General features: G+C 65.9%; 9 protein-coding genes. 1 reads left to right on the top strand and 8 read right to left on the bottom strand.

Going from position 1 to position 14,303, the window contains the following annotated elements; translation table 11 throughout:
• Window positions 1-162: 162 nt before the first annotated feature.
• From ACVIGA_RS33225 to ACVIGA_RS33195, 7 genes are read right to left on the bottom strand one after another with little or no spacing between them, the layout of a single operon-like run.
• Window positions 163-3,471, bottom strand: coding sequence for a carboxyl transferase domain-containing protein (locus ACVIGA_RS33225; protein WP_456669318.1), 3,309 nt, complete (start codon window positions 3,469-3,471; stop codon window positions 163-165).
• 17 nt (window positions 3,472-3,488) lie between these two features.
• Window positions 3,489-4,373: an ABC transporter permease gene (locus ACVIGA_RS33220; protein WP_456669317.1), complete on the bottom strand. Its 885-nt coding sequence runs from the start codon at window positions 4,371-4,373 to the stop codon at window positions 3,489-3,491.
• Window positions 4,370-5,326: an ABC transporter permease gene (locus ACVIGA_RS33215; RefSeq protein ID WP_456669316.1), complete on the bottom strand. Its 957-nt coding sequence runs from the start codon at window positions 5,324-5,326 to the stop codon at window positions 4,370-4,372. Before ACVIGA_RS33215 ends, ACVIGA_RS33220 begins: the two co-directional genes overlap by 4 nt.
• Before the next feature lie 3 nt (window positions 5,327-5,329).
• Window positions 5,330-6,877 carry an ABC transporter substrate-binding protein gene (locus tag ACVIGA_RS33210; RefSeq protein WP_456669315.1) on the bottom strand — a complete coding sequence of 516 codons (1,548 nt, stop codon included), beginning with the start codon at window positions 6,875-6,877 and terminating at the stop codon, window positions 5,330-5,332.
• Complete coding sequence (locus ACVIGA_RS33205) at window positions 6,874-7,896, bottom strand: ABC transporter ATP-binding protein (RefSeq protein ID WP_456669314.1); 1,023 nt, start codon at window positions 7,894-7,896, stop codon at window positions 6,874-6,876. Before ACVIGA_RS33205 ends, ACVIGA_RS33210 begins: the two co-directional genes overlap by 4 nt.
• Complete coding sequence (locus ACVIGA_RS33200) at window positions 7,893-8,969, bottom strand: ABC transporter ATP-binding protein (RefSeq protein WP_456669313.1); 1,077 nt, start codon at window positions 8,967-8,969, stop codon at window positions 7,893-7,895. Before ACVIGA_RS33200 ends, ACVIGA_RS33205 begins: the two co-directional genes overlap by 4 nt.
• A complete protein-coding gene (locus ACVIGA_RS33195) occupies window positions 8,969-11,401 on the bottom strand; it encodes a CaiB/BaiF CoA transferase family protein (RefSeq protein ID WP_456669312.1) in 2,433 nt (810 codons plus the stop codon). The genes ACVIGA_RS33200 and ACVIGA_RS33195 overlap by 1 nt, the downstream gene beginning before the upstream one ends.
• A gap of 243 nt (window positions 11,402-11,644) precedes the next feature.
• Between ACVIGA_RS33195 and ACVIGA_RS33190 the strand changes: the two genes are divergently transcribed.
• Window positions 11,645-12,859, top strand: a complete 1,215-nt coding sequence (locus ACVIGA_RS33190) for a mandelate racemase/muconate lactonizing enzyme family protein (RefSeq protein WP_456669311.1) — start codon at window positions 11,645-11,647, stop codon at window positions 12,857-12,859.
• Between the two features lie 159 nt (window positions 12,860-13,018).
• On the opposite strand, the gene ACVIGA_RS33185 is transcribed toward ACVIGA_RS33190, so the two are convergent.
• Window positions 13,019-14,254, bottom strand: coding sequence for an ABC transporter substrate-binding protein (locus ACVIGA_RS33185; protein ID WP_456669310.1), 1,236 nt, complete (start codon window positions 14,252-14,254; stop codon window positions 13,019-13,021).
• Window positions 14,255-14,303 lie beyond the last annotated feature (49 nt).

Here is a 14,303-nt window from a genome sequence, read left to right as displayed (position 1 = left end):
TCGTCCCGGCGAAGGCCGGGACCATAACCACAGGGTTGGGTTGTTAAAGGAGGCCGTGGCCCCAGCGCCGTGCAACAATGACCATCGGTGGTTATGGGTCCCGGCCTTCGCCGGGACGACACCGAGTTTGATGCACGATCCGCTAACCCACCCTACGCAGCCTCACCACGCATCAATGCACGGCCGCTTGCGGTGCGTGCGCGGCTCCGGCTTCGGTACCGAGCGGAGGCCGGCCATGATCCAATACCTGGTGTCGGCGGGGTCGATCACCTCGTCGATCTCGAGCACCGAGGCGATCGAGACCGCCTTGCCGTTGGCGTAGAGCTCGGCGACCTTGGTCTGGAAATACTTCTCGCGCTCGACCGGGTCTTCGATCGCCTCCATCTCCTTGCGGAAGCCGAGACGGACATAGCCCTCCAGGCCCATACCGCCGAACTCGCCGGTCGGCCACGCCACCGTGAAGAACGAGGCGTGGAAGCCGCCGCCGATCATCGATTGCGCCCCTAAGCCGTAGCCCTTGCGCAGCACGACGCCGAACAGCGGCACCGTGATGCTGGCGCCGGTGACGAACATCCGTGCGACGTGACGCACGATCGCGGTCTTCTCGGCCTCCGGCCCGACCATGAAGCCCGGCGTGTCGCACAGCGAGACGATCGGGATGTCGAAGGCGTCGCACAGCTGCATGAAGCGCGCGGCCTTGTCGCCGGCGGCAGCGTCGATCGCGCCGCCGAGATGCTTTGGATTGTTGGCGATCAGGCCGAACGGCTTGCCTTCGATGCGGATGAAGGCCGTGATCATGCCGACGCCGAAATCGCGCCGGATCTCCAGCACCGAGCCCTCGTCGGCCATCAGGTCGATCACATTGCGGATGTCGTAGACCCGCAGGCGATTTTCCGGGATCGCCCGGCGCAGCAGCCGCTGGTCCGGCGCTTTCCAGTCCTGCACCGCGCCCTGGAAGTAGGACAGGTATTTCTGCGCGACCGCCGTCGCCTCTTCCTCGTCCTCGACCAGGATGTCGATCACGCCGTTCGGCGACTGGAACGAGACAGGGCCGACCTCGGCCGGATGATAGACGCCGAGCCCGCCGCCCTCGATCATCGCCGGACCGCCCATGCCGATCGAGGCGTTTTTCGTCGCGATGATGACGTCGCAGACGCCGAGCATCGCGGCGTTGCCGGCGAAGCAATAGCCCGAGACCACACCGACCACGGGCACGAGGCCGGAGAGTTTTGCGAATTGCACAAAGGACGGGCCGTCGAGACCGGTCATGCCGAGCCGGTCGGTATCGCCGGGCCGGCCCCCGCCGCCCTCGGCATAGAACACCAGCGGCATGCGCCACTGCTCGGCGAGGCCGAGCATGCGGTCGATCTTCTTGTGGTTCATATGGCCTTGCGTGCCGGCGAGCACAGTGTAGTCGTAGGAGATCACCATGCAGCGCGCGCCATCGGCGCCAAAGTCCTTGGCGTTCACGGTGGCAACGCCCGCAATCAGGCCGTCGGCCGGCGTGTTCTTGATGAGGTCCTCGACCTTGCGGCGGCGGCGCTGTGCCGCGATCGCAAGCGAGCCGTATTCGACGAACGAGCCCTCATCGACCAGCTGCGCGATGTTCTCGCGCGCGGTGCGCTGGTTGGTCTTGCGGCGGCGCTCCACCGACGCCGGACGGTTCTCGTCCAGCGTGATCGCCTTGCGCGCGATCAGTTCGCCCAAATCAGGACGGATGTGATCGAGATCGATCGCGGCCTCTTCCGCCGCGGTATGGCCGTCGACCTCGGCGGGTTCAAGGAACAGGATCGGCTCGCCATGCATCAGGGTGACGCCGGGACCGCCCGCGATCTTCGTCACCCGGCCGCCATGCGGTGCCGTGACGAGATGCTCCATCTTCATCGATTCCAGCACCGCGATCTGCTGGCCGGGACGGACCAGATCGCCCTCCGCGACCTCGATCGCCACGATGGTGCCCTGCAACGGCGCCGGCACGGGCAGCGATCCCTCGGGCGCCGCTTCGATGGCGATGGACTTGTTCGTGGCCGCCTCGCTCACCTCGATCAACGGCGCCGCGAGATCGCTGGCTGCCCCGACCAGCGCCGCGACATGGGTATCGATGAAGTTGGTGCTGATCTTGTTCCGCGCAAAACTCTGATGCGCCAGGATCGCGCCGAGGAACGGGATGTTGGTGGCGACCCCGCCGATGCGAAACTCGCGCAAGGTGCGCGATGCCTTGTGCACCACGTCGGTCCATTTCAGACTCGGCGAATGCACGATGACTTTTGCCAGCAGCGAGTCGAACGCGGCGCTGGTGCGGTAGCCGGAATAGCCGAACGTATCGACGCGGACGCCGGGGCCCGACGGCAGATCGAACACGCTGAGCGTGCCGCCGGTCGGCTTCGTCACGCCCGTCTCGTCCATCACCTCCATGTTGACGCGGAGCTGCATGGCGTAGCCGCGCGGCAGCGGCACCGCCGCCTGCGCTAGCCCAAGCGAGGCGAGCGTGGCGCCCGCGGCGACGGCGAGCTGCGCGCGCACGAGGTCGATGCCGAGCACCGCCTCGGTGACGGTGTGCTCGACCTGAAGCCTCGGATTGGCCTCGATGAAGGCGAAGGCGCCCTCGCCCTTACCTTCGTCTGCCTCGTCATCAACCAGGAATTCGAAGGTGCCGAGATTGTCGTAGCGCGCCGAGGAGGCGAGCTGCTTTGCGGCCTCGATGATGCGCGCGCGCAGGCTCTCGCTCAGCGACGGGCTCGGCGCCACCTCGATGAGCTTCTGGTTGCGGCGCTGGATGGTGCATTCGCGTTCCCAGAGATGGCTGATCGCGCCATGACGATCGCCGATGATCTGCACCTCGATATGGCGCGCTTTGCGGATCAGCCGCTCGACATAGACGGCGTCATTGCCGAACGCCGCCTTGGCCTCCGACTGGCAGCGCGCATAGGCTTCATCCAGCTTGGCCAGGTCCTCGACCACGCGCATGCCGCGCCCGCCGCCGCCGGCGATCGCCTTGACCATCACGGCGGCATTGGCACCGAGCGAGGCGAAGAAGGCCTTTGCCTCGTCGAGCGTCGTTGCGCCCGAGGTGCCGGCAATGATCGGCACGCCGCACTTTTTGGCCAGCGCCTTCGCCTTGGCCTTGTCGCCGAACAGATCGAGCGCCTCCGGCGACGGGCCGACGAAGGTGATCTTCTCCTCGGCGCAGCGCCGCGCCAGCTGGGTATTCTCGCTGAGGAAGCCGTAGCCCGGATGCAGCGCGTCGCAACCCGTGGCCTTGGCCGCCGCAATCACCGCCTCGATGTCGAGATACGCCCGCGCGCCGCGGCCGGGGATCTCGTGGCTTGCATCGGCGGATCGGACATGCAGCGAGGCGGCATCGTCGGCGGGATAGATCGCGACCGTCGCGATGCCGCTCTCCGCCGCGGCGCGGGCAATGCGGATCGCGATCTCACCGCGGTTGGCAATCAGCAATTTCTTGAACGACATGATCATTCCACCAAAGGTCAACGATCCTTCATGGTCGGATCGAGCACGACACGCAAGGATTCCCCAAGCGCATTGAACGCCAGGGAGACGACGAGAATGGCGAGGCCCGGCGCATACATCTGCTCCGGGGCGATTTCCATATATTGATAGGCGCGCGCCAGCATGGCGCCCCAGCTCGGGTCCGGCGGCTGGATGCCGAGGCCGAGGAACGACAGGCTGGCCTCGGCCAGCAGCGCCGCGGCGAGCAGCAGCGTCACCTGCACGATGACCGGCTGCAGCGTATTCGGAAGCACGTGGCGCCACAGCACGTGCCAGGTCGGCGCGCCAAAGCCCCTCGACGCGTCGACATAGAGCTCCTGCCGCACGATCAGCGTGCGGGCGCGGACGATGCGCGCCAGCGCCGGGAACATCGTGATGCCGATCGCGATCATGCCGTTGGTCAGGCCGATGCCGAGCGCACCGGTGACCGCGATCGCCAGCACGATGGCGGGGAACGACAGGAAGGTGTCGATGATGCGGCTGATGATGTCGTCGATCCAGCCGCCGAAATAGCCGGCGATCAGGCCGACCGGCAGCCCGATCAGAACCGCGACGCCGACCGCGAGCAGGCTGGCATAGACGGTCGCCGGTGCACCGTAGATCAGGCGGGAGAAGATGTCGCGGCCGAGGTCGTCGGTGCCGAGCAGATGCAGCGGCCCCGGCGGCGCCAGCATGTTGTTGACGTCCTGCGCGGTCGGCGCATAGGGCGCGATCCAGGGCGCGCCGATTGCCACGACAACCAGCACCGCCAGCACCAGGATCGACAGCGCAGCGCGCAGATCGCCGGCCAGCCAGCGCAGGAAACGCCGAAGCCGGGTCGGCTTTGCGGGCATCTTCAGCGGAGCGAGCGCGGTGTCGGTCATTGCTCGATCCTCGGATCGACCGCGGCACACAGCAGGTCGGCAATCAGATTGACCGCGATCACGACGACCACCATGGTGAAGACGACGCCTTGCACAATCGGGAAATCGCGCTGGATCGCGCCGCGCACGATCAGGCTGCCGAGGCCGGGAATGGCGAACACCGCCTCGATCACGACGGTCGCCGCCAGCATGCGGTTGACCAGCAGGCTGATGATCGTGAGCAGATTGACGCCGACATTCCTCAGGCCGTGCTGCCAAAGAATCCGCGACATCGACAGCCCCTTGGCATGCAGCGTGCGGACATATTGCGAGGACAGCACCTCCAGCAACGCGCCACGCAGCTGGCGCGCGACCTCGGCCATGCCGTAGGCCGCGATCGCGACGGCCGGCAGCAGCGCGTGCCGGACCGCATCGATCGGCGAGACGCTGAAGGATTTTGCGCCGGTTGCCGGCAGCCAGTTCAGCTTCAGCGAGAACTCCGCCACCAGGATCATCGCGAGCCAGAAGCCAGGCACCGCGACGCCGAGCGACGCAATCATGCTGATCAGCTTGTCGACCCAGCCGTTCGGCTTGATCGCGGCCATCACGCCCATCGGAATGCCGGTGACCAGCGCCAGCACCAGCGCGATCACGACGATCAAGAGTGTGTTCGGGAAGGCGCGGCCGATCGAAACCGCGACCTTCTCGCCGGTCAGAAGCGACTGCGAGAGATCGCCCTGCGCGACATGACCGAGCCAGGCGCCGTATTGCACCAGGAACGGCCGGTCGAGGCCGTAGATCTGCCTGATCTCGGTGATCCGTGCATCGGTCGCGTTGTCGCCCGCCAGGGTCACGGCGATGTCGCCGGGCACCAGCTTGAGCAGCGCAAACACCATGAAGGTCGCGAGCAGGATCACCGGCAGCGCCTGCAACAGGCGGCTGCCGATGACCTTGACTGGTGACCGTCGTGCCATGGTTCAGCCTTCGAGCCAGACGTCGTCGTATTTCGGCTTGCCGAGCAGATTGGGCCGATAGCCCTGCACCTTCTTGTTCATGGCAACCAGCTCGAACTGGAACGCCAGCGGCACAACCAGGGCGTTCTCCATCACCAGCCGCTGTACGGTGGCGAAGGCCTTGCGCCTGACCTCGATATCTTCCGACGCGCGCGAGTCCTTGATCGCCGCCTCGAGCTCGGGCGGCACCGGCGCACGGCCGCCATTGTAATAGGCGTCCTTGGTGAACATCAGCGAGTAGGTCAGGCTTGGATCGGGCCGCCCGGTCCAGGCCGACAGCAACCCGGCCCCTTTCTTTTCCGGACCGAAGAAGGCGGCCGAGGCTTCCGCGACCGTACCGTTGACGAAGCGCACGGTGATGCCGGCCTTCCGCAACTGCTCGATCAAGATCTCCTCGCGCTGCACCGAGTCCTGATCGGTGTAACCGCCGATCTCGATCGGGGTGCCCTCCTTGAAGCCGGCCTCGGCGAGCAGCTTGCGCGCCTTGTCGGGATCGTAGGGATAGAGCTTTGCGACCTCGGCATCATAGGCCCAGTGCGCCTTCGGCAGGTTCATGTAGGCCGGCTCGGCTAACCCGGCGAGCGCGGCCTTGACGAAGGCCTCGCGATCGATCGCAAAGTTCAGCGCCTGGCGGACCTTGATGTTGTCGAACGGCGGCTTGGCCCAGTTCAGGAAGATCTGGAACACATAGAGCGTCGGGCCATGCACGACCTTGACGCTGGAAGCACGCTCGATGATCGCCTTCTGCCGCGGCGGCAATTGATAGATCAGATCGTTCTGCCCGGCGGTAACCGAGCGCGCGCCGGTGGTCAGCTCCGGAATGATCGAGATCTCGATCGCATCGGGATACGGCCGGTCCGGCTTCCAGTATTTCTCGTTGCGCTTGACCACGATCTTTTCTCCGTCGGCCCAGCTCACAAACGCATAGGCGCCGGCGCCGACCGGCTTGCGCGTCACGACGCCGCCCTCGGCCGCCTTCAGCGCCGTCGGCGACACCATCATGCCGGCGCGATCGGAGAGGATGCCCGGCAGCGCCGTATCCGGCGTCTTCAGCTTCAAGGTCACCTGCTGAGGCCCGGTGACTTCGACCGCCTCCACCGACAGCAGATCGGCCTTGATGTTCGACTTGGCATCGCTCCGGTTGCGATCGAGGTTGAACTTGACGGCTTCGGCATCGAGCGGCGTGCCGTCATGGAAGGTGACGCCTGAGCGGATGTTGAGCACCAGCGTGTTCGGATCGGTGAACTTCCAGCTCTCGGCAAGCCCCGGCTTCGGCTTCAGCGTCTCGAATTCCCATTCGGTCAGCGTGTCGTACATCGTGAACAGGAAGGCGTGATCTGAACCGGCGCCGCCGGTTGCCGGATCGAGGCTCGACGGATTGGCCGGCGCTGAGATCCGCAAGGTGCCGCCCCTCTTCGGCGTGCCTTGCGCGAACGCGCGGCCGCCGAGCGTGGTGCTGGCGAGTGCGCCCGAGATCAGCGCCATGGCCCCGCGTCGTGTCGTCATCGTCATGGCGTTGTCTCCGGTATGTTTGGCGAAAAATTCGGGTGGTCGGCGAAATGGCAGGCCACCCAGTGATCGGGCTTCAGCTCGCGCCACTCCGGCACACGCTCGGTGCAGAGCGGCTGCGCGTGCGGGCAGCGGGTGCGGAACCGGCATCCCGACGGCGGATCGATTGGGCTCGGCACCTCGCCCTGCAGCACGATCCGCTGCGCCTCGCGCATCGTCGACGGCAACGGCCGCGGCTCGGCCGACAACAGCGCAATGGTGTAGGGATGCAGCGGCCGCTCGGCGACCTCTTCGGTCGGCCCGAGCTCGACGAACTGGCCGAGATACATCACCGCGACGCGCTCGCTGATATGCGAGACCACCGCGAGATCGTGGGTGATGAAGACATAGGTCAGCCCGAGATCGCGCTGCAGATCGGCAAACAGGTTGAGCACGTCGCCGCGGATCGACATGTCGAGCGCGGCCACCACCTCGTCGCAGACGATCAGTTTCGGCTTCAACGTCAGCGCGCGGGCGATCACCACGCGCTGCTTCTGGCCGCCGGACAGTTGATGCGGATAGCGCTCGCCGAACTCCTGCGGCAGGCCGACGCGCTCCAGTGCCTCCCGCGCCTGCCGCTCGCGCTCGGCACGGCTGCCCACATGCGCGAGCTCCAGCGGCTCCAGGACCGAGCTCAGAATCGTCATGCGCGGATTCAGCGCAGCATTCGGATCCTGGAAGATGATCTGGTAGTCGCGGCGATGGCTTTGGAATTTTTGGCGCGACAGCGCCGTCGGGTCGATGCCGTCATGCAGGATGGCGCCGGCACTGGGATTGAGCAGAAACACCAGCGCGCGGCCGATCGTGGTCTTGCCCGAGCCGGATTCGCCGATGATGCCGAAAGTCTCGCCGCGCCGGACGTCGAAATTGACGCCATCGACCGCCTTCACGGTGGCGCGGCGGTCCGAGGTCTGGAAGCGGACCTGGAGATCGCGCACCGAGACGATGGGTTCGCGGCGGGGCTCGGCTGTAGCTGCGGTCATTGCGTCGCGACCTTCGCAGCCGCCGGCGCATCGGGCGGATGCAGGGCGCCCGGCAGATTGAGCTCGGCAAAGCGCCAGCAGCGCACCTTGCGGCCGCCGCCGGCGTCCTGCAGCGTCTGCTCCGCCTCGCAGCCCTTGGCCGCATGCGCGCAGCGGGCGCGGAAGCGGCAGCCGGCCGGCATCTCGGCGATCGACGGCACCCGGCCCGGGATCGACGGCAGACGGCCATGGCGCGGGCTCAAATGCGGCAGCGAGCGCAAGAGCCCCGACGTATAGGGATGCAGCGGCCGCACCAGTGCCTCGTCGACGGTGGCGTCCTCGATCACCTCGCCAGCATACATCGTGATCATCCGCGTGCAGGTCTCGGCGACGACGCCGAGATCGTGGGTGATCAGCATCAGCGCGGTCTTCGAGGTCTCGCTGATGTCGCGCAGCAACTCTAGGATTTGCGCCTGCACGGTGACGTCGAGTGCGGTGGTCGGCTCGTCGGCGATCAGGAGCTGCGGGCCGCAAATCAGGCTTGCGGCGATCATCACACGCTGGCGCATGCCGCCGGAGAGTTGGTGCGGATAGTCGTCGATGCGCCGCTCGGGAGACGCGATGCCGACACGGCGCAGCATCTCGAGCGTCTTGGCGCGGGCTTCCTCGTAGCTGACATCGGTGTGGACGCGCAGCGTTTCCGCGATCTGGTGACCGACGGTGAAGACCGGATCGAGCGCGCTCATCGGCTCCTGGAAGATCATCGCGATCCGCTTGCCCCGGATCGCCCGCATCTGCCGCGCACTGCAGGAGGCGAGATCGGTGCCGTCGAACAGGATCTTGCCGTCGAGCCCGGCAAAGTTGCCCGGCAGCAGCCGCAGAATCGACAGGCCGGTGATGGTCTTGCCGCAGCCGCTCTCGCCGACGATGCCGACCCGCTCGCCCGGCGCGATGTCGAAATCGATCCGGCGCGTCGCCTGCCAGATGCCCTGCGCGGTCTTGAAGCGGATGCCGAGCCCGCGCACGGACAGCAGCGGCGGCGCGCCGTCGCGCGCAACGTCCGTCCTGCGCTGTGCCGGTGGCCCTGCTGCCATCAGCCCGCCGCCCGCTTCTTCTCTTTCACCAGCTGCTCCTCCATCAGCATCTCGGTGCCGATGATGCCTTCGCGGGTGAGCTCCTCCAGCTCGGCGTCGGAGAGGCCGAGCATGCCGGACAGGATCTCGCGATTGTGCTCGCCGAGCGTCGGCGGCACCGAGCGGATCGCGAACGGCGCATCGCCCTCGCGGAACGGCATCGACGGCTGCGGATGTTTACCGATGAAAGCACGGTCGACCTGCTGGATGAAACCGCGGGCGTGGAGCTGCGGGTCATCAAGAAGATCGATCGGCAGCCGCGCGACGCCGGAGGCGACACCGGCAGCTTGCAGCGCGGCCATCGCCTCATCGGGATCGCGTGCCGAAGTCCAGGCCGTGATCGCCGCCTCGATCTCGGCCTCGATGGCGCGGCGGCTCGCGTCCGTCTTGAGCGTCGCGTCCGCAGCCCAGTCCTCGCGGCCGAGCAGCCGCGCGAGTCTTGGCCACATCGCGTCGTCGGATACAGCGACCACGATCCAGTTGTCCTCGCCGTCGCAACGAAAGCAGCCATGCGGCACGAAATCAGGATGGCGGTTGCCATATTTCGCAGGCTGCTTGCCGTCGATCGAATGCGCCACGATCCATGGTGCCGCGAACGGCATCATGCACTCGATCTGCGCGAGATCGATGAACTGGCCCTGCCCCGTCAGCCTGGCGTGGATCAGCGCGGTCAGCACCGCGGCAGCGCCGTTGAGGCCGCCGACGGCATCGCCGAACGCGGTGTGGCTCATCACAGGCGGGCCGTCGCGATCACCGACCACGCTGGGCAAGCCGGAGCCCTGCTCCAATGTCGAGCCGTAAGCGCGGCAGTCGCGATGCGCGCTGCCGGTACCGAACGCCGACATCGACATCATCACGAGCTTCGGATTGATCTTGCTCAGCACGTCGTAGCCGAGCCCGAGCTTCGGCAGCACCTCGACCGAGTAATTGTCGACCACGAGGTCGGCATCGGCGAGCAGGCGTTTTGCCAGCGCGAGCCCCTTCGGCCGGGTCAGATCGAGCGTGATGCCGCGCTTGTTGCGGTTCATGATGCAGTAGCGCACCGACTTCTCGTACATCTGCTCCCGCACATAGGCCGGGCGGCGGTCGACGCCGCGCCACCAGTCCGGATACTGGGTCGCCTCGATCTTGATGACGTCGGCGCCGAGATCCGCGAGCGTGCGGGTGCAGATCGGCCCGGCCCAGCCCATCGAGAAATCGACCACGCGGATGCCCTCGAGCGGCAGGCGATCGGTCGGAGCCGGCTTCGGCGCCGGCACACGCGGCGCGGCATCGCGCCTCGCCTGCTGCTCGCCGAGATCAGGCACGCGGCCACCGCGAAGTGGCGGCGTCCCCGTCAGCCGCTGCATCGTGCCTGCGGAAGAACCGGTCTCGTCGCCGACCGTGATCGGGACAATCGCACCGCGGACGCGCTTCTCTTCATCGGCGATGAGATCCGCGATCTCCGGCACCGGCACGATCGGGATCTTGCGCTTGAGACCCTCCGCGAACCAGTCCTGCGCGGTGCGCTGTTTCAGCTTCGGCAGGATCTTGCCTTCGATCTCGGCGACGCGCTGCAGCCGGTCGACACCCATGACCAATGTCGGATCGTCGCGCAGATCGGTGAGCCCGAGCATCTCGCAGAACGCACGCCACTGCGCCGGGGTCACCGTGGTGACACCGAGCCAGCCTTGTTTGGTCTCGTAGATGCCGACCGGAAAGGTCGGCCAGAACCGGTTGACGCCGATCCGCCGCATGATGTCGCCGCGCTGGAACGCCTCGAACATGATGTATTCGGTGACGGCGATCGAGGCCTCGAACAGGCTGAGATGGCTGTCGCGCCCGCGCCCATCCTGCATGCGGCCGAGCACCGACGAGGCCGCCGCGATGAAGCCCCACAGCCCGCCGAGAATCCCGGTCTGGAAATCCGGCGCATGCATCGGCGGTCCCTGCTCGGGTCCGACCAGCTTCACGAGCCCGGTGAGTGCACGGATCGTGGAATCGGTCGCAGCGAAATCGGCATAGGGACCGCGATCGCCGAACCAGGCGAGGTCGAGATGGATCAGGCCCGGATTGTTCCGCTTGATCGCATCGAGATCGATGCCGGGACAATTGGCCGCATCGATGCCACGCCCATCGAGCAGGATATCGCTGCCGGCAATCAACTCATGCAGGCGCGACGTGGCGCTCGCGTCGTTCCGGTCGAGCACGACACTCGATTTGTTGAAATTGAGGAACGCAAACCATGCGCTGTGCCCCTGCGGCGTCAGCGGCGCCGCGCGGCGAAGCGAATCGCCCGCCGGCGGCTCGATCTTCTGCACATCGGCGCCGAAATCAGCGAACAGCCGCGCGCAATAGCTCGTCGCCGCCGCACTTCCGATCTCGACTATCCGCAGATGCGACAACGTGCCCATCACGCTTCCTCGCGACAAATGACCAGCCGAGGCCATCGGCTGATTCAGTTTCTTGTTGCGTGAACTTGAAGCCGCGCCGACTGTGTGATGCAAGTGGAATTTTCTTCCACTTGACGGAATTCAAGCGATTGCCGCGGTACTTTGCAACGAGCGTGCGCTGAGGGTCTGCCGCCGTGCGGTTGACGCATTGCTCGATCCGCTATTGTGGTCTCTTCAACACCAACAAACGCCGGGCAGGAAACCATGAGCAAATCCACCACCATTAAAAGCGTCGAGACGCTCGCCTGCGATGCCGGCTGGCGGAATTATCATTTCGTCAAGGTGACGACCGCGGATGGGCTGGTCGGCTGGAGCGAATATGACGAGGGCTTTGGTGCGCCTGGCGTGACCGCCGCGATCGAGCGGCTGTCGGCGCGCGTGGTCGGCAAGAACGCAGTCGAGCACGAGCGCATCTATGTGGAACTGTTCGCCGCAACGCGCCCCGCCGCCGGCGGCGTGGTGGCGCTGGCGCTAGGTGCAATCGAGAACGCGCTGCTCGACGTCAAGGCCAAGGCGCTCGGCGTGCCCTGCTACGACCTGCTGGGCGGCAAGATCCGCGACCGCGTGCGGGTCTATTGGTCGCATTGCGCGACCTGGCGCATCAATCATCCGGATTGGTACAAGCCGGCTATCACCGATCTCGACGGCGTCAGGGCGATCGGGGCCGAGGTGCGCGAGAAGAAATTCTCGGCGATGAAGACCAACATCTTCGTCTACACCGACGGCAAGCCGCAAGGCTGGCGGCCCGGCTTCGGCGCGCCGTTCCAGCCCGAGATCAACGTCGACCGCACTGTGCTGCGCAATCTCTGCATGCATCTGGAGGCGATCCGCGACGGCGCGGGGCCGGATGTCGATCTCCTGCTCGACCTGAACTTCAACGCCAAGACCGAGGGTTATCTCAAGATTCTGCGCGCCATCGAGAAGATGGACATGTTCTGGGTCGAGATCGACACCTTCAATCCGCAGGCGCTCGGCTATATCCGCCGCCAGAGCCCGCACCCGATCTCGTCCTGCGAGACACTATTGGGCCTGCGCGAATTCCTGCCCTATTTCACCGAGCAGGCGATGGACGTCGCGATCATCGACACGCCGTGGAACGGCGTCTGGCAGTCGATGAAGATCGCCGCGGCCGCCGAGCATTTCGAGGTCAACGTCGCGCCGCATAATTTCTACGGTCACCTCTGCACCATGATGAACGCGCATTTCTGCGCCGCGGTGCCGAATCTGCGCATCATGGAGACCGACATCGATCGGCTGGCCTGGGACCACGAGCTGTTCACCCACGTGCCGGAGTTCGTCGACGACCATCTCGTGATTCCGGATCGCCCGGGCTGGGGCACCGAGCCGAACGAGGAAGGCCTGCGCGCCCATCCGCCGAAGAACAAGGGCGGGCTGCTGAATTATGGGCTGAAGAAGTAGGCGGTTACTTAGGGAGCCGAGTGCGGCACGGCCTAACCGTCATCCTGAGGAGCGCGTAGCGCGTCTCGAAGGATGCACGGCCACAGCCGGGCCGTCGACCCTTCGAGACGGCCGCTGCGCGGCCTCCTCAGGGTGACGGAGTTGGAGCGGCTGCGGTGCTCAATTATCCTCCCGCACCGGCGTGAACGCGCTCTCGATTACGTCGCCGATCGGTTGCCAGGCGTTGCCGTCGAACTGCACCAACCGCATCTGCTTGATCGGGCGGAAATCCTTCGGCCCGGTGTTGATCACGATCCCGGGCAGCGCGATCGGGCTCTGGTAGTCCTTCAGCGAGGCGGCCTGCCGCATGATGTTCTCGCGCGACAGGTCGCCGCCGCACTGGCGCAGCACCTGCGTCAGCGTGTCGGCGGCGGCATAGCCGAACACGGCGTAGATATCGTCCTTGTCGCCGTCGGGATAGTACTTGTCCATGAAGGCGTCCCACGCCTTGATCTGCGGATCGTTCTTCCAGGAGGCGTCGCCGGCATCCTTCAGGAACGAGGTCGAGATCACGCCGAGCGAATTCTGCAGGCCCGCCGGCCGCAACGCGCTGGCGATCGAGGCCGACGCGTTGTCGAGGATGAACACCGGGTGCCAGTCGAGGTCGGCGGCCACGCGGATCGCGCGCGCCGCGATCGCCGGCGCGCCGTCGAACACCAAAATGTCCGCGCCGGAGCCCTTCAGGACTCCGACCTGGTTCTGGATCGCGGTCTCCGATGCATCGAAGGCGAGATCGGCAACGATCATGCCCGCGGTATCGCCGAGCCCTTCCTGCAACCCCTTGAACAAATCGCGGCCGAACTGATCGTTCTGCCACAGCACCGCGATCTTGCGCGACGGGTAGGCCGCCTGGATGTAGTTGGCATAGATCCGCCCTTCGGCGCGGAAGGTCGGCTGCCAGCCCATGGTCCAGGGAAAGCTCTTCGGATGCGCCCACTCCTCGTCGCCGGAGGCAACGAACAGCTGCGGGATGTTCTTCTCGTTGAGATACTTTCGCACGGCGAGATTGCTCGGCGTGCCGAACGAGCCGAACATCAACAGCACGTCCTGCTTCTCGACGAGGTCGCGGGTCTGCTCCATCGCGGTCTTCGGATTGGAGCTGTCATCGACCGAGATGAATTTGACCTTGCGGCCGTTGATGCCGCCATGCTCGTTGATCATGTCGAAATAGGCCGCTTCCGCCCGCCCGATGGTCGCGAACGCGGCGAGCGGCCCGGTGTATGGCATGACATTGCCGACGCGGATGTCGCTGTCCGTCTTCGCTTCCGGCGCCTGCTGCGCACGCAACGGCGACGCCGCGAGAACAGCTGCGAGGACAAGAGATATCGAAAGCACGGTTTGTCGTTTTGTTTGCATCAACATCGCCACAAACGCCGGCAGCAGCCGGCGCTCCCTCCCGAGGACG

Source organism: Bradyrhizobium sp. USDA 3240 (assembly GCF_054063295.1).
This window is presented reverse-complemented; position numbering and strand designations above follow the sequence as displayed.